This window comes from Arthrobacter sp. DNA4, from assembly GCF_024362385.1.
Taxonomy (GTDB): Bacteria; Actinomycetota; Actinomycetes; order Actinomycetales; family Micrococcaceae; genus Arthrobacter.
In genome coordinates this window covers 4113085-4137470 of sequence record NZ_CP101466.1, presented here as the reverse complement: position 1 = coordinate 4137470, position 24386 = coordinate 4113085, and the positions used below count along the sequence as shown (strand labels likewise).

The 24386-nt window shown below is 66.5% G+C and carries 21 protein-coding genes; 10 read left to right on the top strand and 11 right to left on the bottom strand.

The genetic code is table 11. The features are described 5' to 3' along the window. The first annotated feature begins 39 nt into the window (after positions 1 to 39). From NMQ03_RS19175 to NMQ03_RS19150, 6 genes are all read left to right on the top strand, one after another. The gene (locus NMQ03_RS19175; RefSeq protein ID WP_255173522.1) at positions 40 to 363 is read left to right on the top strand and encodes a helix-turn-helix transcriptional regulator; all 324 of its coding nucleotides are present in this window, start codon (positions 40 to 42) and stop codon (positions 361 to 363) included. A 174-nt stretch (positions 364 to 537) separates the two neighbouring features. Further along, positions 538 to 2406 carry a molecular chaperone DnaK gene (gene dnaK, locus NMQ03_RS19170; RefSeq protein ID WP_142029318.1) on the top strand — a complete coding sequence of 623 codons (1869 nt, stop codon included), beginning with the start codon at positions 538 to 540 and terminating at the stop codon, positions 2404 to 2406. 3 nt (positions 2407 to 2409) lie between these two features. Next, positions 2410 to 3111: a nucleotide exchange factor GrpE gene (locus NMQ03_RS19165; protein ID WP_255173521.1), complete on the top strand. Its 702-nt coding sequence runs from the start codon at positions 2410 to 2412 to the stop codon at positions 3109 to 3111. A 76-nt stretch (positions 3112 to 3187) separates the two neighbouring features. Continuing rightward, complete coding sequence (locus NMQ03_RS19160) at positions 3188 to 4159, top strand: DnaJ C-terminal domain-containing protein (RefSeq protein WP_255173520.1); 972 nt, start codon at positions 3188 to 3190, stop codon at positions 4157 to 4159. 15 nt (positions 4160 to 4174) lie between these two features. Beyond that, positions 4175 to 4600 (top strand): heat shock protein transcriptional repressor HspR, encoded by a 426-nt coding sequence (locus NMQ03_RS19155; protein ID WP_141159097.1) that lies wholly within the window; start codon positions 4175 to 4177, stop codon positions 4598 to 4600. Positions 4601 to 4810: 210 nt separating this feature from the next. Then, on the top strand, positions 4811 to 5197 hold the full coding sequence (locus tag NMQ03_RS19150) for a hypothetical protein (RefSeq protein ID WP_255175673.1): 387 nt from the start codon (positions 4811 to 4813) through the stop codon (positions 5195 to 5197). A gap of 73 nt (positions 5198 to 5270) precedes the next feature. Here the strand turns inward: NMQ03_RS19150 and NMQ03_RS19145 are convergent, their stop codons facing one another. From NMQ03_RS19145 to NMQ03_RS19110, 8 genes are all read right to left on the bottom strand, one after another. Beyond that, positions 5271 to 6680, bottom strand: a complete 1410-nt coding sequence (locus NMQ03_RS19145) for an aldehyde dehydrogenase family protein (protein ID WP_255173519.1) — start codon at positions 6678 to 6680, stop codon at positions 5271 to 5273. Between the two features lie 228 nt (positions 6681 to 6908). Beyond that, positions 6909 to 8417 carry an NAD-dependent succinate-semialdehyde dehydrogenase gene (locus NMQ03_RS19140; RefSeq protein WP_255173518.1) on the bottom strand — a complete coding sequence of 503 codons (1509 nt, stop codon included), beginning with the start codon at positions 8415 to 8417 and terminating at the stop codon, positions 6909 to 6911. A gap of 23 nt (positions 8418 to 8440) precedes the next feature. Continuing rightward, positions 8441 to 9247, bottom strand: coding sequence for an HpcH/HpaI aldolase/citrate lyase family protein (locus NMQ03_RS19135; RefSeq protein ID WP_255173517.1), 807 nt, complete (start codon positions 9245 to 9247; stop codon positions 8441 to 8443). Further along, positions 9232 to 10017, bottom strand: a complete 786-nt coding sequence (hpaH, locus tag NMQ03_RS19130; RefSeq protein ID WP_255173516.1) for a 2-oxo-hept-4-ene-1,7-dioate hydratase — start codon at positions 10015 to 10017, stop codon at positions 9232 to 9234. Before hpaH ends, NMQ03_RS19135 begins: the two co-directional genes overlap by 16 nt. 2 nt (positions 10018 to 10019) lie before the next feature. After that, positions 10020 to 11099, bottom strand: coding sequence for a 3,4-dihydroxyphenylacetate 2,3-dioxygenase (gene hpaD / locus NMQ03_RS19125; RefSeq protein ID WP_255173515.1), 1080 nt, complete (start codon positions 11097 to 11099; stop codon positions 10020 to 10022). A gap of 37 nt (positions 11100 to 11136) precedes the next feature. Then, positions 11137 to 12648: a 5-carboxymethyl-2-hydroxymuconate semialdehyde dehydrogenase gene (gene hpaE, locus NMQ03_RS19120; protein WP_255173514.1), complete on the bottom strand. Its 1512-nt coding sequence runs from the start codon at positions 12646 to 12648 to the stop codon at positions 11137 to 11139. Positions 12649 to 12659: 11 nt separating this feature from the next. Further along, positions 12660 to 13325, bottom strand: coding sequence for a GntR family transcriptional regulator (locus NMQ03_RS19115; protein WP_255173513.1), 666 nt, complete (start codon positions 13323 to 13325; stop codon positions 12660 to 12662). Further along, positions 13318 to 14778 (bottom strand): fumarylacetoacetate hydrolase family protein, encoded by a 1461-nt coding sequence (locus NMQ03_RS19110; RefSeq protein ID WP_255175672.1) that lies wholly within the window; start codon positions 14776 to 14778, stop codon positions 13318 to 13320. The genes NMQ03_RS19115 and NMQ03_RS19110 overlap by 8 nt, the downstream gene beginning before the upstream one ends. 234 nt (positions 14779 to 15012) lie before the next feature. Here NMQ03_RS19110 and NMQ03_RS19105 point away from each other — a divergent pair, with 234 nt between their 5' ends. Next, complete coding sequence (locus NMQ03_RS19105; protein WP_255173512.1) at positions 15013 to 16959, top strand: FAD-binding monooxygenase; 1947 nt, start codon at positions 15013 to 15015, stop codon at positions 16957 to 16959. On the opposite strand, the gene NMQ03_RS19100 is transcribed toward NMQ03_RS19105, so the two are convergent. Next, on the bottom strand, positions 16932 to 17786 hold the full coding sequence (locus NMQ03_RS19100; protein ID WP_255173511.1) for a prephenate dehydratase: 855 nt from the start codon (positions 17784 to 17786) through the stop codon (positions 16932 to 16934). The genes NMQ03_RS19105 and NMQ03_RS19100 overlap by 28 nt on opposite strands. Positions 17787 to 17837: 51 nt before the next feature. Next, the gene (locus tag NMQ03_RS19095; protein WP_255173510.1) at positions 17838 to 19751 is read right to left on the bottom strand and encodes an amylosucrase; all 1914 of its coding nucleotides are present in this window, start codon (positions 19749 to 19751) and stop codon (positions 17838 to 17840) included. 209 nt (positions 19752 to 19960) lie between these two features. On the opposite strand from NMQ03_RS19095, the gene NMQ03_RS19090 reads away from it, so the two are divergent. Then, complete coding sequence (locus tag NMQ03_RS19090; RefSeq protein WP_255173509.1) at positions 19961 to 21013, top strand: tartrate dehydrogenase; 1053 nt, start codon at positions 19961 to 19963, stop codon at positions 21011 to 21013. 19 nt (positions 21014 to 21032) lie between these two features. Here NMQ03_RS19090 and NMQ03_RS19085 read toward each other — a convergent pair whose 3' ends face one another. After that, positions 21033 to 21701 carry a GntR family transcriptional regulator gene (locus NMQ03_RS19085; protein WP_159630237.1) on the bottom strand — a complete coding sequence of 223 codons (669 nt, stop codon included), beginning with the start codon at positions 21699 to 21701 and terminating at the stop codon, positions 21033 to 21035. A 125-nt stretch (positions 21702 to 21826) separates the two neighbouring features. Between NMQ03_RS19085 and glyA the strand changes: the two genes are divergently transcribed. Next, positions 21827 to 23167, top strand: coding sequence for a serine hydroxymethyltransferase (gene glyA / locus NMQ03_RS19080; RefSeq protein WP_255173508.1), 1341 nt, complete (start codon positions 21827 to 21829; stop codon positions 23165 to 23167). Beyond that, the gene (locus NMQ03_RS19075) at positions 23164 to 24384 is read left to right on the top strand and encodes a sarcosine oxidase subunit beta family protein (protein ID WP_255173507.1); all 1221 of its coding nucleotides are present in this window, start codon (positions 23164 to 23166) and stop codon (positions 24382 to 24384) included. The genes glyA and NMQ03_RS19075 overlap by 4 nt, the downstream gene beginning before the upstream one ends. Positions 24385 to 24386 lie beyond the last annotated feature (2 nt).

The window sequence follows — 24386 nt, the reverse complement described above, 5'->3', positions numbered from 1 at the left end:
CTACTGGCATCTCCGCGATGGTTCAACTAAAGTCGAACCGTGGCTACACCGGCGAACCTCACCCATCCCGAACGCGCGGACCTCCACTTGCCCAGTGTGCTCTTCGCCCTGAGCGATCCCGACCGGCTGGAAATCGCACGCCAGCTCCGTGCCGGCCCCCTCGACATGGCCGAATGCGCCCTGAGCAACCCGGACATGCCCAAGTCCACCAAGTCCCACCTGATGAAGGTGTTGCGCGAGGCCGGGGTGATCCGCAATGAGGCCAACGGGCGCGGCCGCAGGCTGACCCTGCGCGCCGAGGACCTTGATGCCCGGTTCCCCGGATTGCTCGCCGCGGTCCTGGATGCGCCCGGCGCGGACTGACGCCTCCGCGCCGCCGGCGCGTGCCGCCGTCGTGCGCTGTTGTACGCCCTGAGCAAAGTTGAGCGTAGTTCACTCAACTTGTGTTGACATCCTTTGACGGCTGAGTAGAGTTGAGTGCAGAACGCTCAATGCTTAGGGCGCCAACCAGTTTCCAAGGAAAGAAGGAAGCAACACATGTCACGTGCAGTAGGTATCGACCTCGGAACCACCAACTCCGTCGTCTCCGTTCTCGAAGGTGGCGAGCCCACCGTTATTGCCAACGCCGAGGGTGGCCGCACCACGCCGTCGGTCGTTGCATTCTCCAAGTCCGGCGAGGTCCTGGTTGGCGAGATCGCCAAGCGCCAGGCCGTCAACAACATCGAGCGCACCATCGCGTCGGTCAAGCGCCACATGGGCACCGACTGGAAGGTGGACATCGACGCCAAGAAGTACACCCCGCAGGAAATCTCCGCGCGTATCCTCATGAAGCTGAAGAACGACGCCGAGTCCTACCTGGGTGAAAAGGTCACCGACGCCGTCATCACCGTCCCGGCCTACTTCAACGACGCCGAGCGCCAGGCCACCAAGGAAGCCGGCGAAATCGCAGGCCTGAACGTCCTGCGCATCGTCAACGAGCCCACCGCCGCAGCCCTCGCCTACGGCCTGGACAAGGGCAAGGAAGACGAACTCATCCTGGTCTTCGACCTCGGTGGCGGTACCTTCGACGTCTCCCTGCTGGAAGTCGGCAAGGACGAAGACAACTTCTCCACCATCCAGGTCCGCGCCACCGCCGGTGACAACCGCCTGGGCGGCGACGACTGGGACCAGCGCGTCGTCGACTACCTGCTGAACCAGCTCAAGGTCAAGGGCATCGACCTGTCCAAGGACAAGATCGCCCTGCAGCGCCTCCGCGAAGCCGCTGAGCAGGCCAAGAAGGAACTCTCTTCCTCCACCAGCACCAACGTCTCGCTCCAGTACCTGTCCGTCACCCCCGATGGCCCGGTCCACCTGGACGAGCAGCTGACCCGCGCCAAGTTCCAGGACCTCACCAAGGACCTGCTGGAGCGCACCAAGAAGCCGTTCCACGATGTCATCAAGGAAGCCGGCATTAAGCTCTCCGACATCAACCACATCGTCCTCGTTGGTGGTTCCACCCGTATGCCCGCCGTGTACGACCTGGTCAAGGAACTCGCCGGCGGCAAGGAGCCGAACAAGGGCGTGAACCCGGATGAGGTTGTGGCCGTTGGTGCAGCCCTGCAGGCCGGTGTGCTGAAGGGTGAGCGCAAGGACGTCCTCCTGATCGACGTCACCCCGCTGTCCCTCGGCATCGAAACCAAGGGTGGCGTGATGACGCACCTGATCGAGCGCAACACCGCCATCCCCACCAAGCGGTCCGAGACCTTCACCACGGCTGATGACAACCAGCCGTCCGTGGCCATCCAGGTCTTCCAGGGCGAGCGCGAGTTCACCCGGGACAACAAGCCGCTGGGCACATTCGAGCTGACCGGCATCGCCCCGGCTCCGCGCGGCATCCCGCAGATCGAGGTCACCTTCGACATCGACGCCAACGGCATCGTCCACGTCTCCGCGAAGGACAAGGGCACCGGCAAGGAACAGTCCATGACCATCACGGGTGGCTCCAGCCTCTCCAAGGAAGACATTGACCGCATGGTCCGTGACGCCGAGGAGCACGCAGCCGAGGACAAGGCCCGCCGCGAGGCAACCGACACCCGCAACACCGCCGAACAGCTGGCTTACTCCGTGGACAAGCTGATCGCCGACAACGCGGACAAGCTGCCCGAAGAGGTCAAGACCGAGGTCCAGGGCGATGTCGACAGCCTCAAGAAGGCCCTCGAAGGCACCGACGACGCCGCCGTGAAGTCCGCGTTCGAGAAGCTGCAGGCTTCGCAGACCAAGCTCGGCGAAGCCATCTACGCCCAGCCCGGTTCGCCGGACGGCGCAGGCGCTGCAGGTGCCGAGGGTGCCCCCGGCGCATCGGCAGGTTCCTCCGACGAAGACATCGTCGACGCCGAGATCATCGACGAAGACGAAGCGAAGAAGTAACCCATGCCGCACCACGGTAACGAGGAAGAGCACAACACATCCGCAAGCCAGCAGAACACGCAGGGCAACGGCCAGGAGCCGGTCATCCGGGACAACCGCAAGGTTGACCCGGTGACCGGGCAGGCCCGGCACCCGGAGGGCGGCCAGTCCGCCCCCGGGGCCGGTTCCCAGGCCGGAGCAGCGGATTCCGACGGCGACGCGCTGGCCCAGGCCGAGGAGATTCTCAACGGCGTGGACGTGCCGGCCGAGGAATCCGTGGCCCAGGGTGCGCCCGCAGGGTCCGCTGGCAACGCCGAGGCAGCCGAACTGCGCAACGACCTGCTCCGCCTCCAGGCTGAGTACGTCAACTACCGCAAACGCGTTGAACGCGACCGCGCCGTGGCAGGGGAGATGGCCGTCATCGGCGTCCTGAACTCCCTGCTCCCGGTCCTGGACGACGTCGACGCCGCACGGCAGCACGGCGACCTGACCGACGGTCCCTTCGCCGCGATCGCCACGAAACTGGAGAACGCGCTGAAGACCTACGGCCTGGTCCGCATCAACGAGACCGGCGTGGAGTTCGATCCCACGATCCACGAGGCCCTGATCCAGCAGCCCGGCGAGGACATTGAGGTTGACACCGTCAGCCAGGTCCTCCGCTCAGGCTACAAATCAGGAGAACGCGTCCTCCGCGCAGCCCAGGTCATCGTCGCGGTCCCTGCGTAGCATTACCTTCGGTGGTTAAGCCGGCCGGTTCCGGCTGGCTCAACCACCGACCCATAACTTTTGAAAGGAAACGCCATTGGCTAGCCAGGATTGGGTGGACAAGGACTTTTACAAGATCCTTGGTGTTGCCAAGGACGCTTCCGAAGCCGATATCAAGAAGGCCTACCGGAAGCTTGCGCGGCAGCACCACCCTGATACGAACGCGGGGAACGCTGCTTCCGAAAAGAAGTTCAAGGACATCTCCGAGGCCTATTCGGTGCTTTCGGATCCCGATGAGCGCCAGCAGTATGACGCGATCCGGGCCATGGGCAGCGGTGCACGTTTTGCTCCCGGCGGCGCCGGCGCCACGAACGGCGGTTTCGAGGACATGTTCGGTGGCCTGTTCACCGGCAACACCGGGCGTCACGCCGGAGGGTTCAACCCCGCCGGCGGCGGGATCCCGCCCGAGTTCGCAGACCTCTTCGGCGGCTTCGGCGGCGCACCCGGTTTCCAGCGCACCCCGCAGAAGGGTGCCGACCGTACCGCGACCACCAGCATTTCCTTCGCCGGGTCCATCCGCGGGACCACCATCGGCCTGCGCGAGCCCAGCGGCGAGGTCATCGACGTCCGCGTTCCGGCCGGCATCAAGGACGGCCAGAAGGTCCGTGTGCGCGGCAAGGGCCAGCCCGGTGCTGCAGGCAACGGCGACCTGGTGGTCTCCGTCTCCGTCCAGCCCCATGCCTTCTACACGCGCGACGGCGACAACCTCCGCATCCACGTACCCGTCACCTTCCCGGAGGCTGCTTTGGGAGCGGACATCGAGGTTCCCACCATCGACGGCGAAAAGGTGAAGGTGCGCGTCCCGGCGGGCACGCCGTCGGGCCGTACCCTGCGGGTCAAGGGCAAAGGCGTGAAGACGTCCAAGGCCACGGGCGACCTCCTGGTGACCATCGACGTCGCGGTTCCCAAGAATCTCAACAAGGATGCCGAAGCTGCGGTCAAGGCATTCGCCGAAGCCACGTCGTCGGCGGATGTCCGTGAGGGCCTGGCAGCCAAGGCCCGGCTCTAGGAGCGGAGGTGAGCCGTGGACATCAGTGCTGACCAGCCGATCTTCGTGATCTCCGTGGCTGCCGAGCTGGCGGACATGCACCCGCAGACCCTGCGGCAGTACGACCGGCTCGGCATCGTGAAGCCCAGCCGTGCCCCGGGCAAGTCCCGGCGCTACTCGCAGCGTGACGTGAACATGCTGCGCGAAGTGCAGCGGCTGTCCCACGAGGGTGTGTCGCTGGAGGGGATCAAGCGCATCCTGGAACTCGAAAACCAGGTGGCCGCGCTCCAAAGCCGGATCTCGGAACTCACCGAGGAACTGGGCCGCCGTCCGCGGGCGGTGGACTCCCGGATCTTTGCTGCCGGCGCCGCCGGTGACGTGGTGAGCCTGGCGCGTGGGCAGCGGCCCCGGCCGAGGTCCCAGGCCATGGTGGTATGGCGGCCGCGGGCCATCGGGCAGTAGAACCAAGCCAGTAGGACCCAGGCCGGCAGGTACCGCATTCCGGCGTTCCGCGAAATTAGAGTACCCACTACTCGTGACGGAAAAGCCCCCTGAAACTTGAATGGAACCATCGCCGGATCAGCGGCGATGGTTCCGCAAGTTCTGGGGGTTTTCCGTGTTTAAAGTTCTCAGCAAAGCTCTTAGCAGCAAGGCCCGGCCGTGAGCCCGGGAATGGAAGCCGTGGCTGCCTTCAGCGGCTCCGTGCCAGGACAGGTCCTGCTGGCCATCGGCCAGACCATCGTGGTGGTCTGCGTCTGCTTCGACATGGTCCGCGAGTTGTCCGTCCCGAGGTCGCACCGGCGCTTCGTGGCCAGCACCGTGTTCCGGACCTTGGCCATTCCGTCGGTCATGGCCAACGCCTTGACCGTCTTCATCGCCCTGGTGATGTCGTCCTGGGTTGACGTGGTGATGGGCATGTTCGTGCTGGTGGCCATCGTCTTCCGCTTCCACTACAACAAGGACGAGGACAACTGGTGGAAGGGCAAGGGCAAGAAGCTCGCCCGCTGGGCCCGCCGGCAGTTCGCCGGCCGGACGTCCGCCGCACCGGCCATGGGCTAGCAACACCGGCCAACAGTACAGCGGGGGTCCTGCATGCGGGTTGCATGCAGGACCCCCGCCGTTGAAGTCCCGATCAGCCGTTGATGACCTGGGGGACGCCGAGCGCTTTGAGGCCTTCGACGCCGAACTCCACGCCGTAACCGGACTGCTTCGCGCCGCCGAAGGGGATGCGCGGATCAACGGCGCCGTGCCGGTTGATCCACACCGTGCCGGCCTGGATCCGGGCTGCGACGTCGCGGGCGGCCTTCAGGTCCGGGGACCACACGGAGGCGCCCAGTCCGACGTCGAGTCCGTTCGCCTTCTCCACTGCTTCGTCGATGGTGCTGTAGCGGATGATCGGCAGGGCCGGGCCGAACTGTTCCTCGGCCACCAGCGGGTTGTCGTTGTCGATGTCGGCTACCAGGGTGGTGGGGTAGAAGTAGCCGGGCTGGCTGGTATCCGGGTCGCCGCCCAGCAGGACGCGTGCTCCGGAAGCCTTCGCTGCCTCCACGAGGTTCGCCACGACGTCGTACTGGGCCTTGTTCTGCAGCGGGCCCAGGACGTTGTTCTCGTCCAGGCCGTTGCCCATGGGCATCGCCTTCGCAACCGCTACAAGTTCCTCGCAGACAGCGTCGTAGATGCTGTCGTGGACGTAGAGGCGCTTGAGCGCGGCGCAGGTCTGGCCGGTGTTCAGGAACGCGCCCCAGAAGATGTCCTGGGCGATGGCTTTGGGGTCGGCGTCGGGCAGGACGATGCCGGCGTCGTTGCCGCCCAGTTCCAGGGTGAGCCGCTTGACGGTGTCCGCGGAGGACTTGATGATGGCGCGGCCGCCGGCGGTGGAACCGGTGAACATGATCTTGCCGATGGCGGGGTGGTCGGTGAGCCGCGCGCCCACTTCGCGGCCGCAGGAAACCACCGAGAGGATGCCGTCAGGGAGTTCCTCGTTGAGGACCTTGACCAGGGCCAGGACGGACAGCGGCGTGTTGCCCGAGGGCTTGACCACCACGGCGTTGCCCATGCGCAGGGCCGGGGCGAGCTGCCAGACGGCGATCATCATGGGCCAGTTCCAGGGGCCGATCGCGCCGACGACGCCGATGGGCCGGTAGTGCAGCTCGGCACGGGTCTCGCCGTCGTCCACGATGGTTTCCGGTTCCAGCGGCAGGCCGGCGGTGGCGCGGAGCCACGCGACGCAGGCGCCGACTTCGAAACGGGCGTTGGGGCCGTTGAGGGGTTTGCCCTGCTCGCGGGAGAGCAGTTGGGCGAGTTCCTCGGCGGAGCGTTCGACGGCGTCGGCTGCTTTGAGGAGCGCGGCGGACCTTGCGTCGTGGCCCAGGGCAGCCCAGGCCGGCTGGGCGGCGACGGCGGCGGAGACGGCGTTTTCCAGGTAGTCGAGGCCGTGGATGGGGGCTTCGCCCACGGCTTCACCGGTGGCAGGGTCAAAGATGGTCCGGCCGGTGCCGGTGGCGGGGGCGATGGACGCGAGAAGCGCATCATAGGTTTCCAAGGGATACTCCACTTCGAGTAGGCAAGGACGCCAGCCGGTCGGCGTAGCGGGTTACTCCCAGTGTGGGTTGCACCCCGTTCCAGGCTCTTGTCTTTGTGCGCAGGACTGTTGTGCTGGAGCGAACGCCGGCGGGTGTGTGTCACACTGGCCCACTTTTGGGCGATTAACGACTGCGGGACCCCGGGTTTCCGGAGTCCCGCAGTGATAACTGGGCCAGTTTGGGCGGTCTTATTGGGCCGCGCGGGGGTCGGCGATGCCGATGTACTGGGTGGTGGTGTATTCGGCGAGGCCTTCGGAGCCGCCCTCACGTCCGAGGCCTGATTGTTTGACGCCGCCGAAGGGTGCTGCGGCGTTGGAAATGACGCCGGCGTTGAACCCGACCATCCCGAATTCGATCTGCTCCGCCACCCGCAGGAGTCGGTTGAAGTCCCGGCTGTAGAGGTAGGACGCGAGACCGTACTCGGTGTTGTTGGCCAGTTCGATGGCTTGCTGCTCGCTGCTGAAGGTGGTGACGGGGGCGACGGGCCCGAAGATTTCCTGGCCCAGGATGGCTGCATCGTTGGGCACGTTGGCCAGGACGGTGGGCTGGTAGAAGTAGCCGGGCCCGTCCACGGGGGCGCCGCCGGTGACGGCTACGGCCCCGGACTGGACGGCGTCGGTGACGAGGGTGTGGACGTCGTCGCGGGCGCCGGCGTCGATCAGCGGCCCGACTTTACTGTCCGGGTCGGTGCCGCGGCCGGTGGTCAGGGCTGCCATGGCGGCGGCGAACTTCCGGGTAAATTCCTGCGCCACGGCTTCGTGGACGAGGAAGCGGTTGGCCGCGGTGCAGGCCTCGCCCATGTTCCGCATCTTCGCCGCCATCGCCCCTTCAACCGCGGCGTCCAGGTCCGCGTCCGCGAACACGATGAACGGAGCGTTCCCGCCCAGCTCCATCGAGGTGCGCAGGACGTTCTGCGCGGCGTCGGACATCAGGCGCTTGCCGACCGGGGTGGACCCGGTGAACGAGACCTTCCGCAGCCGGGAGTCCTTCAGCAGCGGCCCGGAAATCCCCGAGGCCGAGGACGAGGCGACGACGTTCAGCACGCCCGCGGGCAGGCCGGCGTCGAGCATGGTCTGCGCGAAGTACTGCGCCGTCAACGGCGTGAGCTTGGCGGGCTTGAGGACCATGGTGCAGCCGGCAGCGACGGCGGGGGCGACCTTGCGGGTGGCCATCGCCAGCGGGAAGTTCCAGGGCGTGATGAGCAGGCAGGGCCCGACGGGTTTGTGCTGGACCAGGATCTTGTTTTTGCCTTCGGGCGTGGTGAGGTAGCGGCCGTAGTCGCGGACGGTTTCCTCGGAGAACCAGCGCAGGAACTCCGCCCCGTAGGTTACTTCGCCGCGGGCCTCGGCCAGTGGCTTGCCCATTTCCAGGGTCATCAGCAGCGCGAAGTCCTCCGCCCGCTCAGTCACGAGGTCGAACGCCTTCCGGAGGATCTCGGCCCGTACCCGGGGTGCGGTGCGGGCCCAGGAGGCCTGGGCGGCGTCGGCCGCGTCCAGCGCAGCGATCGCGTCGGCGCTCGTGGCGGAGGCGAGGGTGGCGAGGACCTTCCCGGTGGCGGGGTCGTGCACATCGAACGTGCCGCCGTCGGACGCCTCCACCCACTCACCGTTAATCAAAAGACCTGTGGGCACGGAAGCAAGGAGCGCGGCTTCGCGCTCCGGTGTGAGGGCAGGGGGCAGCGCAGCAGTAACTGTCATGGGAAGTCCTTAGGAAGGGAGGGTCAGTAGCTGGGACGGGTTTCGTCAGGGCCAGCCGCCGGGTGCGGTATGTATTTTGCGGCGAGGGCTTCGGAGCCGCGGGCCAGTATGGCGACGTCGGCGCCCACCAGGATGAAGCCGGCGCCGTTCGTGAGGTAATGCTGGGCCGTGTCCGGGTTGAAGGCGTTCACACCGGCGGGCTTCCCGGCCGCTGCGGCAGATGACAGGCAGTGTTCGACGGCGGCGCGCACCTCGGGGTGTTCCTGCTGTCCCAGCAGGCCCATGGAGGCGGCGAGGTCGGACGGCCCAATAAAGACGGCGTCCACCCCGTCCACCTTCAGGATGTCCTCCACCGCTGCCACGGCGGCGGTGGATTCAATCTGGACCGTGACGCTGATGGTCTCGTTGGCCCGGGCCAGGTAATCGGGTACCCGGTTCCAGCGGGCGGCGCGGGCCAGTGCGGAGCCCACTCCGCGGACACCCTGCGGGGGGTAGCGGGTCGCGGCCACCGCGGCTTCAGCCTCGGCCACGGAGTTGACCATGGGGATCAGCAGGTTCTGCACCCCAAGGTCCAGGTACTGCTTGATCACCACGGTGTCGTTGACCGGCGGCCGGACCAGGGTGTGGACCGGGTAGCCGTGGACGGCCTGCAGCTGGGCGAGGATGGATTCGAGTCCGTTGGGGCTGTGCTCGGCGTCCACCAGGAGCCAGTCCAGGCCGGCGCAGAGTTCGGCGATCAGCGGGCTGCCGGAGCAGACCCACATCCCGGCGAGCGGACGGCCCGCTTCAGCCAAGGCGGAGCGGAAAGTGTCCTCTACTCGAAACGGCATGTCACAACTCCCAGGGGGCCGTAGTCAGCGTGCACGGTGTCGCCCTTGTAGACCCACAGGGGACGGGTGAAGGACCCCGCCAGGATGATATCCCCGGCCTTCAAAGAGTCACCATGGGCGGCGATCTTGTTGGCCAGCCAGTGGACCCCGTTGGCAGGGTGGTCCAGGACTCCGGCGGCCACACCGGTTTCCTCCACGGTCTGGTTCTTGTAGAGGATGGCGGAGACCCAGCGGAGGTCCACCGCGTCCGGCTTGACCGGGTTGCCGCCGATCACCATGGCACCCATCGCGGCGTTGTCCGAGATGGTGTCCACGATGGTCCGGCCCTCCATCTCGATCCTGGAGTCCAGGATTTCGAGGGCCGGAACCACGTAGTCGGTGGCCTTCAGGACATCGAAGATGGTGACGCCCGGGCCCTTCAGCCCGTCTTTCAGGACGAACGCCAGTTCCACCTCCACCCGCGGATGCGTGTACCGGTCCCACTCCACGGAGCAGCCGGTTTCCAGCACCATGTCGTCGAAGATGGCGCCGTAGTCCGGTTCGGTGATGCCGGTGGCGGCCTGCATGGCCTTGGACGTGAGGCCGATCTTGCGCCCCACCAGGGTCCGGCCGGCGTCCTCATTCCGGCGGCGCCACAGCTGCTGCACCGCGTAGGAGTCCTCCACCGTCATCTCCGGGTAGCGGGCGGTCAGGCGGGGGACAGGGGTGCGGGTCCGGCCGGCTTGCACCAGTTCGTCCGCGATGGCCTCAATCGTCGTCGGCTCCAGCATGGTTAGACCTGGACTCCCAGCTTGAAGCCCTCGGCAGCTTCACCCTCCGGCTTGCGGGTGTAGGAGAAGCCGTCGGCGCCCACGGTCACGGCCATCTCGGACTTTTCCTCGCGGACGATGACCGGCTGCGGGTTGCCGTCCAGGTCCAGGACCAGGGAAGCCTCGGTGTACCAGGACGGGACCACGGGGTTGCCCCACCAGTCGCGGCGCTGGTTGTCGTGGACGTCCCAGGTGATGGTGGGGTTGTCCGGGTCGCCGGTGTAGTAGTCCTGGGTGTAGATCTCGATGCGGTGGCCGTCCGGGTCCAGGATGTAGAGGTAGAAGGCGTTGGAGACGCCGTGCCGGCCGGGGCCGCGTTCGATCCGGTCGCTGATGCGCAGGGCGCCCATCTTGTCGCATATCTGGATGATGTTGTGCTTCTCGTGGGTGGCGAACGCGACGTGGTGCATGCGCGGGCCGTTGCCGCCGGTGAGGGCGGTATCGTGGACGGTCTGCTTGCGGTGCATCCACGCGGCGTAGGTGACGCCGTCGGAATCCTTGATGTCCTCGGAGACGCGGAAGCCCAGGTCCTCCAGGTACTTGCGGCCCTTGGGGACGTCCGGGGTCACCTGGTTGAAGTGGTCCAAACGGACCAGTTCACCGGCGGAGTAGAGGTCGTAGCGCTGGGTGAGGCGCTCCACGTGCTCCACCTCGTGGAAGAACTCGTAGGGGAAGCCCAGCGGGTCCTCCACGCGGACGGAGTCGCCGATGCCCTTGGTGAAGCCTTCCTTGCGGCGCTCCACCCGGCAGCCGAGCTCCTTGTAGTAGGCCTCGGCGGCGTCCACCTCGGCGGGGGACTTCACGCGGTAGGCGAAGGCCGCGACGGCGGCGATGGGACCCTTGCGCAGCACCAGGTTGTGGTGGATGAACTCCTCCAGGGAGCGCAGGTAGATGTTGTTCTCGTCTTCCTCGGTGACGTGCAGGCCCAGGACGTCCACGTAGAACTCACGGGACCTGGCGAGGTCCGTGACCACGATTTCCATGTAGGCGCAGCGGACGATGTCCGGTGCCGGGACGGTGGGGGTGGGGACGAAGTTGGTCATTGGATTCTCTCTTCTTTGAAAAGGTGGGTGGGAGCGCTTAGGCGCCGAATTTGGGGGTGTGGACGGTACCGAGCGTGATGTGCACGGCCTGCTGGTCGGTGTAGAAGTCGATGGAGCGGTAGCCGCCCTCGTGGCCCAGCCCGGAGGCCTTGACGCCGCCGAACGGGGTGCGCAGGTCCCGGACGTTGTGGCTGTTCAGCCACACCATGCCGGCCTCGACGTTCTGCGAGAAGTTGTGGGCCCGGGTGAGGTTCTGGGTCCAGATGTAGGCGGCCAGGCCGTACTTGGTGTTGTTCGCCAGGGCGAGGGCCTCGTCGTCGTTCTCGAACGGGGTGATGGCCACGACGGGTCCGAAGATTTCCTCCTGGAAGATCCGGGCGTCGGGGGCGACGTCGGCAAACACCGTGGGTGCGATGTAGTTGCCTTCGGGCAGGTGGTCGGGGCGGCCGCCGCCGGCCAGGAGCCGGCCTTCGGACTTGCCGATCTCCACGTAGGATGCCACCTTCTCGTAGTGCTCGGGGTGGACCAGGGCGCCCACCTGGGTCTTGGGGTCGTGCGGATCGCCCACCACGATGTTCTTTGCGCGGGCGGCGTACTTCCCGCAGAACTCGTCATAGATGGCGCGCTCAACCAGGATGCGGGAGCCGGCGGTGCAGCGTTCGCCGTTGAGGGAGAAGACGCCGAACAGGGCGGAATCGATGGCGGCGTCCAGGTCGGCGTCCGCGAAAACGACGCACGGGGACTTGCCACCAAGCTCCATGGAGAGGCCCTTGAGGTTGGCGGCGGCGTTCCGGAAGATCGTCTGGCCGGTGGTGGTCTCGCCGGTGAAGGAGATCAGCGGGACGTCCGGGTGCTTCACCAGCGCGTCGCCGGCTTCCTCGCCCAGGCCGTTGACCAGGTTGAAGACGCCGTCGGGAAGGCCGGCGTCCTTGAAGATGGTGGCCCACAGCGACGCGGAGAGCGGCGTGAACTCGGCCGGCTTGAGGACCACGGTGTTGCCGGTGGCCAGCGCGGGGGCCAGCTTCCAGGACTCGAGCATGAACGGGGTGTTCCACGGGGTGATGAGGCCCGCGACGCCGATCGGTTTGCGGTTCACATAGTTGATCTGCGAGCCCGGGACCTTCATGGCGTCATCAAACTGGGCCACGATCAGGTCAGCGAAGAAGCGGAAGTTCTCGGCGGCGCGGAGGGCCTGGCCCTTGGCCTGCGTAATGGGCAGGCCGGTATCGAAGGTTTCGAGTTCGGCGAGGCGGGCTTCCTGGGCCTCGACGGCGTCGGCGATCTTGTTCAGGATCCGGGCCCGTTCGCGGGGCTTCATCTTCGGCCAAGGGCCATTCACGAACGCTTCGCGGGCTGCGGCGACGGCGAGGTCGATGTCTTCCTTTTGACCGGCCGCGGCGGTGGCGTAGTTCCGGTTGGACACCGGGTCCAGGACATCGAAGGTCTTGCCGCCCACGGAGTCAACGAACTGGCCGTTGATGTAGTGCTGGATGTGGGTGGGCAGGTCCTCAGGGACGTAGTGCTTGGAAGTTTCTACTGAGGTCGTCATCGTTGAAGTCCTTACTGGTGCTTTGCTTGGGCGAGATATGCGTCAAGGGTTGCCGAGCGGTGGAGCCTGGCGGCTTTTTCGATCTGCTCTGCGTCGGCTCCCGTTTCGATGAGCTTCAGCAGGTTTTCGTGTTCATCCACGGACTCGCGGGCGCGGCCCGGGACGAAGCGGAACGTGGAGGACCGGATGGCTGCGAGCCGGTTCCAGCCGCGGTGCACCAGGTCCAGGATGTGGGGGTTGGGGCAGTGCTCGAACAGGACGCTGTGGAAGTCCTGGTTGAGCTGCGTGAACCGCACGGGGTCGAAGTGGTCCAGGCACGCGCGCATCTCTTCGTTCACGGCGCGGGCCCTGGCCACGGCTGCGGGATCGATCAGCGGGGCGGACAGCGCTGTGGCGGCGCCTTCCACGATGCTGAGGGTCTGCATGGTGTAGAGGTATTCGGTGGGATCAATGCCGGCCACGGTGGCGCCCACGTTGCGTTCGAACGTCACCAGGCCTTCGGCTTCCAGCCGGCGGATGGCTTCGCGGACGGGGACCACGCTGAACCCCAGGTCCTTGGCGATGGAGCCCAGGACCAGCCGGTAGCCGGGGGTGTAGGTGCCTTCCACGATCCGGGCCTTGACGGCTTGGTAGGCCTGCTCGGACTTGCTGCCGGCAACCATGGTGGCCTCACTCATTGGTGCCTGCCCATTCGTTGTACTTTGCCTGCCATTCGGAGTTCATGGGGTAGAGGCCGTCCACGCTGTTGCCCTGCTTGACCATCTCGAAGATGAAGGTTTCTTCCTTCTCCTGCTGGATGCAGTCCTCCACCAGTTCGTCGGCGATGGCCGGGGGGATCACCAGGATGCCGTCGGAATCGGCCACGATGATGTCGCCGGGCTGGACGGTGGCTCCGCCGCACGCGATGGTGATGTCCGTGTCCCACGGGATGTGGCGGCGGCCCAGCACGGCCGGATGCGGATTGGCGAAGTAGGTGGGCATCTCCAGGTCCGCCACGGCGGAGTAGTCGCGGACGCCGCCGTCGGTGATGATGGCCGCGGCACCGCGGACCTGGGCACGGAGGGCCAGGATGTCGCCCACAGTGCCGGTTCCCTTTTCACCGCGGGCTTCCATGACCAGGATTTCGCCTTCGTTCACGGAGTCGATGGCCTTCTTCTGGGCGTTGAAGCCGCCGCCGTGGGTCTTGAACAAGTCCTCGCGGTTGGGGACGTAGCGGAGAGTGCGGGCCAGGCCCACCACGCGGCGGTCCGGGCGGGTGGCCTGCAGTCCGTCGATGCTGACGTTGTTAAGGCCCCGCTTGCGCATCTGGGAGGACAGGGTGGCGGTGGCGACGGACTCCAGCTTGGCTTTCAGCTCCGGGGTCAGGACAGGCCCGACGGCGGCAAGCCCCGCGGCTTCACGGGAACCGTAGGCTTCCTCCCGCTGCAGGTCATCGACCTTGGGCCGGGCACCAAAGTCCGCGAACGCCGTCGTGCCTTCCTCAACGGTGGTGACCAGCCGGCCGGTGGACAGGCCGCCGTCGATCGTCCCCACTTCCACTTCCAGCACGTCGCCCGGCTTGGCGACCGAGGCGCCGGCCGGGGTGCCGGTAAGGATGATGTCACCTTCCTCGAGCGTGAGCAGCTGGGACAGGTCCGCGACGAGCCGGGCGAACGGGAAGAGCAGGTCCCCGGTGGTGTCGTCCTGGACCAGGTCCCCGTTGTGCCAGGTGCGGATGCGCAGCTTGGCGGGGTCGACGGCGTCTGCCGGGATCAGTGCCGGGCCCACGGGGGTGAACCCGTCGCCGCCCTTGGACCGGAGGTTGGAGCCCTTGTCCGCGTAGCGGAGGTCGTACACGCCGAGGTCGTTGCTGGCGGTGACGGCCGCGACGTGGTTCCAGGCGTCCTCAATCGAAACACGGCGGGCGGCCTTGCCGATCACCAGGGCGATCTCACCCTCGTAACCGAGCAGTTCGCAGCCGGCGGGCCGCTCAACGGGGCTTCCGCCCAGTGCCAGCGAGCTGGAAGGCTTGAGGAAGTAGGACGGCTGCGCCGGGGTGCGGCCCCGCTGGGCGGCCCGACTGGGGTAGTTGATGTGCACTGCGATCACCTTGCGTGCTGCCGCCAGGGTGTCGCCGTTGACCTGCTCCAAAGCCTTCTCCTCATCAGGTACGAAATCGTATACGATCACTATCACCCATCCGGCGCGGTCCGTCAACCCCTGGTTTTCCGGGCTTTTGGCGAGCGGGCCGAGGGCACTTGTCGCCCGGATCACATCGGGCGTACAGTGGAAGCCAGATTTACAGTTTCGATTATCGAATCGTGTGTTCTGATATAGAACACGCTTTAGCCCCGATAGTCATCCACAACGAAGTGAGGAAAGCCCGTGCAGTTCCACCACCACGGATACGTATCCGGTGACCCGCGTGTCCAGCCGGCCGCAGGCGTCGGCCTTAACCGCCCCGAGGAACTTCCCGACGAAGTGGACGTCCTCATCGTGGGCACCGGGCCTGCCGGCATGCTCGCCGCGGCCCAGCTGTCCATGTTCCCCAACGTGACCACCCGCATCATCGAACGCCGCCCCGGCAGGCTCGCCATCGGGCAGGCCGACGGCATCCAGGCGCGCAGCGTGGAGACGTTCCAGGCTTTCGGTTTCGCGGAGCGGATCATCGCCGAGGCGTACCGCATCACCGAAATGGCATTCTGGAAGCCGGATCCGGCCAACCACGCGAACATCATCCGGACTGCCCGGGCCGTGGATGACGAGATGGGCATCAGCGAGTTCCCGCACCTGATCGTCAACCAGGCCCGCGTGCTGGATTATTTCGCGGAATTTGCCGCGAACTCGCCCACCCGCCTCAAGCCTGACTACGGCTACGACTTCGAGGGCCTGACGGTAACCGGTGAGGGCGACTACCCCGTCACGGTGACCCTCCGCCACACCGCCGGACCCAACGAAGGCCAGGAGCGGATTGTCCGCGCCAAGTATGTGGTGGGCGCGGATGGCGCGCGCAGCAAGGTGCGCCAGGCCATCGGCTGCACCCTTGCCGGCGACCAGGCGAACCACGCCTGGGGCGTCATGGACACGCTGGCCGTCACCGACTTCCCGGACATCCGGACCAAGTGCGCCATCCAGGGCGCCGAGGGCAGCATCCTGCTGATCCCGCGCGAAGGCGGCCACCTGTTCCGTATGTACGTGGACCTGGGCGAAGTGGACCCGAACAGCCAGCACTCGGTCCGCAACACCACCATCGAGGAGATCATCGCCAAGGCCAACGCGATCCTGCACCCCTACACGCTGGACGTCCGGAACGTCGCGTGGCACAGCGTCTACGAGGTGGGCCACCGGCTCACGGACAGGTTCGACGACGTCCTGCCGGCCGAGCGCGGCACCCGCACCCCGCGGGTGTTCATCACCGGGGACGCCTGCCACACCCACAGCGCCAAGGACGGCCAGGGCATGAACGTCTCCATGCAGGACGGGTTCAACATCGCCTGGAAGCTGGGGCATGTCCTGGAGGGCCGCAGCCCGGAGAGCCTGCTGAGCACCTACTCCGAGGAGCGCCAGGTAGTGGCGAAGAACCTGATCGACTTCGACAAGGAATGGTCCACCATGATGGCCAAGAAGCCGGAGGAGTTCGAACACCCCTCCGACCTTGAAGACTTCTACGTGCAGACCGCCGAATTCCCTGCCGGCTTCATGACGCAGTACACGCCGTCCCTGATCGTTGGCAGCACCGACCACCAGGACCTGGCCACCGGGTTCCCGGTGGGCAAGCGCTTCAAGTCCGCACCCGTGGTCCGGGTGGGGGACACCAACCCCCTCCATCTTGGCCACCACGCCACCGCCGACGGCCGCTGGCGGATCTACGTCTTCGCCGACTCCGCCCTGCCGGGCACCAACTCGGCAACGGACATGCTCGCCGAGTGGTTCGCGAACTCGCCGGAGTCCCCGCTGGCCGCCACCCCTGCCGGCGCCGACCCGGACGCGTGGTTCGACCTGAAGGTCATCTACCAGCAGCCGCACACCGCCGTCGACATCAATGCGGTTCCCGCCGTCTTCAAGCCGCTGGTGGGCCCGTTCAAGCTGACCGACTACGAGAAGGTGTACGCGACGGATCCCAAGGCGGACATTTTCGACCTCCGCGGCCTGGACCGCAGCGGCGTGGTGGTGGTGGTCCGCCCGGACCAGTACGTGGCCAATGTCCTGCCGCTGACGGCAACCGCGGAGCTGGGCGCGTTCTTCACGCCGCTGCTGAAGGCCGCCCCCGCGGCACCGCGTCAGGCCGCCCCCGCGGCACCGCGTCAGGCCGTGGCGGCGGCGAGCCGGTAGTCGGCCGCGGCGTACACGCCGAGGATCCGCACCTCGGTGGTGAAGAAGTCCAGTTCCTCGAGGGCCAGCTTCAGCGGCAGGTCCTCGGGGTGGCCTTCGACGTCAGCCATGAACATGGTGGCGGCAAACTCGTTGCCCACCATGTAGCTTTCCAGCCGGGTCATGTTCACGCCGTTGGTGGCGAAGCCGCCCAGTGCCTTGTACAGGGCGGACGGGACGTTGCGCACGCGGAACACAAAGCTGGTGACTGCCGGTCCGGGAAGTTCGTCCCGGGCCGGCAGTGCCTTTTCGCGCGCCAGGACCACGAAGCGGGTGGTGTTGGAGGGGTCGTCCTCCACCCGGGAGGCCAGGACCTTCAGGCCGTAGATGTCGGCGGCCAGCGGGGGAGCGAGGGAGAGCTTGCGGGGATCGTTCCATTCCGCCACCTCCCTGGCCGAGCCTGCGGTGTCGCCGGCGATGACGGGCTTGAGGCCGTGCTCGCGGATCAGCTTCCGGCACTGGCCCAGCGCGTGGATGTGGCTGTGGACCTCCGTGGCGCCTTCAATGGTGCTGCCCGGGATGCCCAGCAGGTCGAAATGGATGGGCAGGAAGTACTCGCCCACGATCTGCAGGTTGGACTGCGGCAGCAGGATGTGGATGTCCGCCACCCGGCCGGCGATCGAGTTCTCGATGGGGATCATGGCCAGCTCCGCCTCGCCGCTGGTCACCAGCTCAAAGGCATCCTCGAAACTGGCGCACGGCACGCTTTCCATGTCCGGGAACATCTGCTGACACGCGATATTGGAGTTGGCGCCGGGCTCACCCTGGTACGCAATCTTGGAGGCCATGATCCGTATGGTTTCACGCCCCGGTGCCAGGTCCCAATCTCAGGCCCCCGGTTACTGCGGCGTGACGCGCAGCCAGAGGTATTGCCGGGGGAGGAGGGTGACGCCGTCGTCCAGCTGCATTGCTGCTTCGGAGAGAAGGTCGACGGCGGCAGGGGAGAATCCGCCGAACGTTTCCGCCGGGAGGGTCTGGGCGGAGTCGCTGAAGTTTGCCAGGGCCAGGATGGTGGGACCGTCCTCCGTCGAGCCCGGCCGCTGGTAGCCGAGCACTGCGCGGTTGTTGGTGCCGAAATCAATCAGCGTGGTCCCCGCCAGTTCGGGGGTGCTGGTCCGGACCTCAATCATCCGCTTCAGCCCGGCGTACACGGCTCCTTCCGGCGTGGCCGGGTCCAGGCGGCGGGCGTACTGCTCCGCGGGGAAATGCGGCCGGTGCACCCAGCGGCTGTCCTCCTCGTGGCCGGGCTCGGACGCGTACCCATAGTCGTTGACCTGCCCCACCTCGTCGCCCAGGTACAGCAGCGGGACGCCGCCGGTGCTGAACGGCACCGAATGGGCCAGGAGGATCCGTTCCACCGCCTCAGCCGGGTCCACCTCCATGCCGCACAGGGACGCCGTCGTTCCTGAAATCCTGCAGTCGCCGGTCTTGGGGTTGTCCTGGAACGGGACGCCGCGGGCAAAGCTGCCCGGGAAACGGTTGACGTAGAAGGAGTTCAGGAAGCGGCGGTGGTCAAGGCCGTTGATGCCCAGTTCGCCGGCGTCCTCGTCGGCGAACGTCCAGCCGATATCGTCATGGCTGCGGACGTAGTTCACCCACGCCGTGCCGTCCGGGATGTTGTGCCGCCGGTGCAGTGCCTGGGCCAGGAGCGAGACATCCCTGGTGGCCAGAGATTCCCAGATGAGTGCCATCTGCAGCGGGTTGTAGGAAAGCTGGCATTCCCTGCGGTCGATATAGAGCGCTACCTCGTCCGGGTGCACGATGGCCTCGGATTTGAACAGCAGCGCCGGCGCCGCCAGCCGGCACACCGCGTTGAACGCCCGGAGCAGTGTGTGCGCCTGCGGCAGGTTCTCGCAGGGGGTGCCCAACTGCTTCCAGATGAACGCCACCGCGTCCATGCGCAGGATGTCCACCCCCTGGTTGGCCAGGAACAGCATTTCGCCCGCCATGGCCCGGAAGACCTCGGGATTGGAGTAGTTCAGGTCCCATTGGTAGGTGTGGAACGTGGCCCAGACCCACCGGCCGTCCGCCATCTGGATGAAGGACCCGGGATGGTTCTCGGGGAAGATCTCCCGCACGTCCGCCTCGAAGGCGTCCGGCAGCGTCCGGTCCGGGAAGATCCAGTAGTAGTCGCTGTAGTCCGGGTCCCCGGCGGCTGCCTTCCGGGCCCACTCGTGCTCGTCCGAGGTGTGGTTGAAGATGAAGTCCACCACCAGGCTGATGCCGTTGTCCCTCAGTTCCGCTGCCAGGGAGCGCAGTTGCTCCATGGTGCCCAGCTGTGGGTTGACCTGACGATAGCTTGAGACCGCATACCCGCCATCTGAGTGTGGTTCCGGCGCCAGGAACAGCGGCATGAGGTGCAGGTAGGTGAGGCCCAGTTCCTTGAAGTACGGGATGCGGGCGCGGACCCCTTCGAGGCTTTCGGCGTAGCGGTCCACGTAGCAGACGCCGCCCAGCATCCGGTTGGACTGGAACCAGTCCGGGTCCGCCTCCCGTTCGGCGTCCAGGGCCTTCAGCTCCTGCGGGCGTTCCTGCCAGGAAGCCGCGCTCTGCACCACCAGCGCGGAGAGCTGCTCCAGCCAGTCCGTCCGGTCACCGTAAAGGGAATGGAAGAGGCTGCGGAGGGTGGGAAAGTGCCCGTCGAGGCGCCGGTCGAAATCAGGGTCGGGGCGCAGCCCCCGGCTGCGCTCAGCCGCCAGCACGGCCAGGACATGCCGCCGGGCCTCTTCGTCCTCGTTGACGAATTCCTGCATGGCCACCTGCCCCTTCAGAACATCCCGCCGGAACGTCCGGCGCGCTTGTACGGAAGTATTCCACGTCACATGCCCGGGGCGTTCGACGGCGGCGCACCCGTTGCTTCCCCGGAGTGGGGAGGCCGATGGTCGGGTGCGGTTCCTCCCGGAACCCAACCACTATCTTTAAGCTTTACGCACCGCAGCAACCAACGAATGATTGGACAGCCATGACCCGTACCTACACCATCGATTCGATTCCCGGTGATGGCATCGGCGTGGACGTCACCGAGGTGGCCATGGGGTGCGTGGATGCTGTGGCCGGGCTGCATGGCTTCGCCGTCAACTGGCGTGTCCGTGACTGGAACAGCGACCTCTACGTCAAAACCGGCCGGATGATGCCCGTTGACGGCATCGAGCAGCTCGGCAGCGGCGACGGGATCTACTTGGGAGCGGTGGGCACCCCCGACGTCCCCGACGACGTGACGTTGTGGGGACTGCTGATTCCCATCCGCCGGGAGTTCGACCAGTACGTCAACCTTCGCCCCATGAAGCTGCTGCCCGGGGTCAAGGGAGCGATGCCGGGCCTCGAGGACCTGGACATCGTGGTGGTCCGGGAAAACGTTGAAGGCGAGTACTCGCAGATCGGCGGCCGCTTCGGTGCGGGGACGGACGCTGAATTCGCCGTCCAGGAGAGCGTCTTCACCAAAGCCGGCATCAGCAGGGTGGCCCGCTACGCGGCAGAGGCCGCAACGAAACGCGGCGGCATCCTGGTCTCGGCCACCAAATCCAACGGCATCATCCACACCATGCCGTTCTGGGACGAAGTGGTGGCCCGGACGGTGGAACAGTTCCCCGGCGTCACGGTGGACAAGGTGCTCATCGATGCGCTCGCGGCCCGGCTGGTCATGAAGCCCACCAGCGTCCGGACCATCGTCGCATCCAACCTGTTCGGAGATATCCTGTCCGACCTCGTGGCCGGAGTGGCCGGTTCCATCGGCATCGCCCCGAGTGCAAACCTGAACCCCGAGCGCCGGCACCCGTCGATGTTCGAGCCCGTCCACGGTTCCGCCCCGGACATCGCCGGCAAGGGCATCGCCAACCCCGTCGGCGCCCTCTGGGCTGCGGCCATGATGCTGGACCATTTGGGCGAGGCGGCGGCCGCCCAGTCCCTTACCGGTGCTTTCGAATCAGCGCTGGCAGGCGGCATCGCCACACCGGACCTGGGCGGTTCGGCCACCACGCTGGAATTCGCGCAGGAGGTGCGGGCCCGGCTGCGCTAGCCGCTCCTGGACACGACGGCTAGAGCACGTTCCGGATGGCCTGCTCGAAACTGGTGACGTGCTCCAGGGCGAGCTTGCCGGCCCGGTCCGCGTCGCCGTCGGCCACTGCCTCCAGCAGTTCAACGTGCTCGGCAATGTGGGATGCAACGGACGGTACCTTTTCCAGCACCATGCACCAGATGCGCGTGGCCAGGTTGTCGTAGCGGATCAGGACGTCCTCGAGGTGCGCGTTGGCTGCGGCCCGGTAGATCAGCCGGTGGACCTTGATGTCGTACCGCATGAGGTCGTAGGGATCATCGTCATCGCCCATGGTGGAAATCGCTGCCGCGGTCTCCCGGATTTCCGCCCGCAGCGCGGGCGTTGCCAGCTTGGCGGCGCGGCGTGCGGCCAAGGGTTCCAGGGATTCGCGCAGCTCTGAGACGTCTGCCAGTTCAGTGATGTCGACGATGGTGGCGAAGGTTCCGCGCCGGGGATAGGACACCACCAGGTGGTCACTTTCCAGCCGCTTGAGGGCTTCCCGGACCGGCGTCCGGCCGATCCCGAGCTCGGCGGCCAGCTTGCCGTCGTTGATCGCCTCGCCCGGCCGGATGTCCAGCATGATGAGCCGGTCCCGCAGGTGCCGGTAGGCCTGTTCGGAGAGTGAGAGGTCCCCGTCGCCGGCCAGGTGGTTCTCTAATGTGACGCTCATTTCGAGCCTTCCCAGGAGTGCTATTGACGTCCAAGTGATCTGGAACATACTATTACGACAGTTCTAATATATCAGTTACAGATCAGTTATAGGTCAGTAACTTCCAAGGGTTCATAAGGAGAACAATGCAGGACGTACTGAACGCCTCGCTTGCCACGGTCGACGCCGACGTCGCCGCCGCTGTGGCACAGGAACTGCACCGCCAGCAGTCCACCCTGGAAATGATTGCGTCGGAGAATTTCGCTCCGACCTCCGTCATGGAGGCCCAGGGCTCGGTGCTCACCAACAAGTACGCCGAGGGATACCCGGGCAAGCGCTACTACGGTGGCTGCGAGCACGTGGACGTCATCGAGCAGCTGGCCATCGACCGCGTGAAGGCACTCTTCGGCGCCGAGTTCGCCAACGTGCAGCCGCACTCAGGCGCCCAGGCCAATGCCGCCGCCATGTTCGCCCTGCTGAACCCGGGCGACACCATCCTGGGGCTCTCCCTGGCGCACGGCGGACACCTCACGCACGGCATGAAGATCAACTTCTCCGGCAAGCTCTACAACGTGGTTCCCTACCACGTCCGCGAGGAAGACCTCCGGATCGATATGGCCGAGGTGGAAGCCCTGGCCCTGGAGCACAAGCCCAAGCTGATCGTGGTAAGCTGGTCCGCCTACTCCCGCCAGCTGGACTTCGCCGAATTCCGCCGCATCGCCGACCTCGTGGGTGCCTACCTCATGGTGGACATGGCGCACTTCGCCGGACTCGTCGCCGCCGGCCTGCACCCCAACCCCGTCCCGTACGCGGACGTGGTCACCACCACCACCCACAAGACCCTGGGCGGTCCGCGCGGCGGCGTCATCCTGGCCAAGGAGGAATACGCCAAGAAGATCAACAGCGCGGTGTTCCCGGGCCAGCAGGGTGGTCCGCTGGAGCACGTTGTGGCAGCAAAGGCCGTGGCGTTCAAGCTCGCTGCCGCCCCCGAATTCAAGGAACGCCAGGAGCGGGTGCTGCAGGGCGCCAAGCTGCTGGCCGAGCGCCTCCTCAAGGACGACGTCGCAGCCGCGGGCATTTCCGTGGTCAACGGCGGCACCGACGTCCACCTGGTCCTGGTTGACCTCCGCAACTCCGAACTCGACGGCCAGCAGGGTGAGGACGCGCTCCACCAGATCGGCATCACGGTCAACCGCAACGCCGTCCCCTTCGACCCCCGCCCGCCGATGGTCTCCTCCGGCCTCCGGATCGGCACCCCCGCCCTGGCCGCCCGCGGCTTTGGCGCCGCCGAGTTCACCGAGGTTGCGGACATCATCGCGACGGCGCTGATTGCCTCCGCCGGCACGGGCACCCTCCCCGGGGACACCGCCGTCGAACTCCGGGAACGCGTAACGGCCCTGGCCGGCAAGTTCCCCCTCTACCCGCACCTTTCCGCCGACGCCAACCTGGCCGGCATCGAGGCAGACCTGATTGGAGCCGCCCAGTGAGCACCCAGCACCTTCCGGAGCACCCGGACTTCCTCTGGCGGAACCCGGAACCCAAGTCCTCCTACGACGCCGTGATCGTCGGCGGCGGCGGGCACGGCCTGGCCACCGCCTACTTCCTGGCCAAGAACCACGGGATGACCAACATCGCCGTCCTGGAAAAGGGCTGGCTCGCCGGTGGCAACATGGCCCGCAACACCACCATCATCCGCTCCAACTACCTCTGGGATGAGAGCGCGGCCATCTACGAGCACGCCCTCAAGCTCTGGGAAATCCTGCCCGAGGAACTCGAGTACGACTTCCTTTTCAGCCAGCGCGGCGTGATGAACCTGGCCCACACCCTGGGCGACGTGCGCGAAAGCATGCGCCGCGTGGGTGCCAACAAGCTCAACGGCGTGGACGCCGAATGGCTTGACCCGCAGCAGGTCAAGGAACTCTGCCCCATCCTGAACATCCGCGACAACATCCGCTACCCCGTGATGGGCGCCACCTACCAGCCCCGCGCCGGCATCGCCAAGCACGACCACGTGGCGTGGGCCTTCGCCCGCAAGTGCGACGAAATGGGCGTGGACATCATCCAGAACTGCGAGGTGACCGGCTTCCTCAAGGACGGCGACCGCGTGGTGGGCGTCAAGACCAACCGCGGCACCATCAACACCGAAAAGGTGGGCCTCTGCGCCGCAGGCCACAGCTCGGTCCTGGCTGAAATGGCGGGCTTCCAGCTCCCCATCCAGTCCCACCCGCTGCAGGCCCTGGTCTCCGAACTGCACGAGCCCGTCCACCCCACGGTGGTCATGTCCAACCACGTGCACGTCTACGTCTCCCAGGCGCACAAGGGCGAACTGGTCATGGGCGCCGGCGTGGACTCCTACAACGGCTACGGCCAGCGCGGCTCCTTCCACGTGATCGAGCAGCAGATGGCGGCCGCCGTCGAACTCTTCCCCATCTTCGCCAGGGCTCACGTGCTCCGGACCTGGGGCGGCATCGTGGACACGACCCTGGACGCCTCGCCGATCGTGGGCACCACTCCGGTGGAGAACATGTTCGTGAACTGCGGCTGGGGAACCGGCGGATTCAAGGGCACCCCCGCCGCAGGCATGACCTTCGCGCACACCATCGCCACGGGCGCCCCGCACAAGCTGAACGCGCCGTTCTCGCTGGAACGCTTCGAAACCGGCGCCCTCATCGACGAACACGGCGCCGCCGCCGTGGCCCACTAGCC

Excerpts from the sequence above, each read along its gene's own strand:
- glyA (WP_255173508.1), top strand. The coding sequence starts at position 21,827 with ATGCAGGACGTACTGAACGCCTCGCTTGCCACGGTCGACGCCGACGTC.
- hpaE (WP_255173514.1), bottom strand. The coding sequence starts at position 12,648 with ATGACGACCTCAGTAGAAACTTCCAAGCACTACGTCCCTGAGGACCTG.
- NMQ03_RS19100 (WP_255173511.1), bottom strand. The coding sequence starts at position 17,786 with ATGGCCTCCAAGATTGCGTACCAGGGTGAGCCCGGCGCCAACTCCAAT.
- NMQ03_RS19165 (WP_255173521.1), top strand. The coding sequence starts at position 2,410 with ATGCCGCACCACGGTAACGAGGAAGAGCACAACACATCCGCAAGCCAG.
- NMQ03_RS19135 (WP_255173517.1), bottom strand. The coding sequence starts at position 9,247 with ATGCCGTTTCGAGTAGAGGACACTTTCCGCTCCGCCTTGGCTGAAGCG.
- hpaD (WP_255173515.1), bottom strand. The coding sequence starts at position 11,099 with ATGACCAACTTCGTCCCCACCCCCACCGTCCCGGCACCGGACATCGTC.
- NMQ03_RS19095 (WP_255173510.1), bottom strand. The coding sequence starts at position 19,751 with ATGCAGGAATTCGTCAACGAGGACGAAGAGGCCCGGCGGCATGTCCTG.
- NMQ03_RS19090 (WP_255173509.1), top strand. The coding sequence starts at position 19,961 with ATGACCCGTACCTACACCATCGATTCGATTCCCGGTGATGGCATCGGC.
- NMQ03_RS19085 (WP_159630237.1), bottom strand. The coding sequence starts at position 21,701 with ATGAGCGTCACATTAGAGAACCACCTGGCCGGCGACGGGGACCTCTCA.
- NMQ03_RS19115 (WP_255173513.1), bottom strand. The coding sequence starts at position 13,325 with ATGAGTGAGGCCACCATGGTTGCCGGCAGCAAGTCCGAGCAGGCCTAC.
- hpaH (WP_255173516.1), bottom strand. The coding sequence starts at position 10,017 with ATGCTGGAGCCGACGACGATTGAGGCCATCGCGGACGAACTGGTGCAA.
- NMQ03_RS19140 (WP_255173518.1), bottom strand. The coding sequence starts at position 8,417 with ATGACAGTTACTGCTGCGCTGCCCCCTGCCCTCACACCGGAGCGCGAA.
- dnaK (WP_142029318.1), top strand. The coding sequence starts at position 538 with ATGTCACGTGCAGTAGGTATCGACCTCGGAACCACCAACTCCGTCGTC.
- NMQ03_RS19150 (WP_255175673.1), top strand. The coding sequence starts at position 4,811 with ATGGAAGCCGTGGCTGCCTTCAGCGGCTCCGTGCCAGGACAGGTCCTG.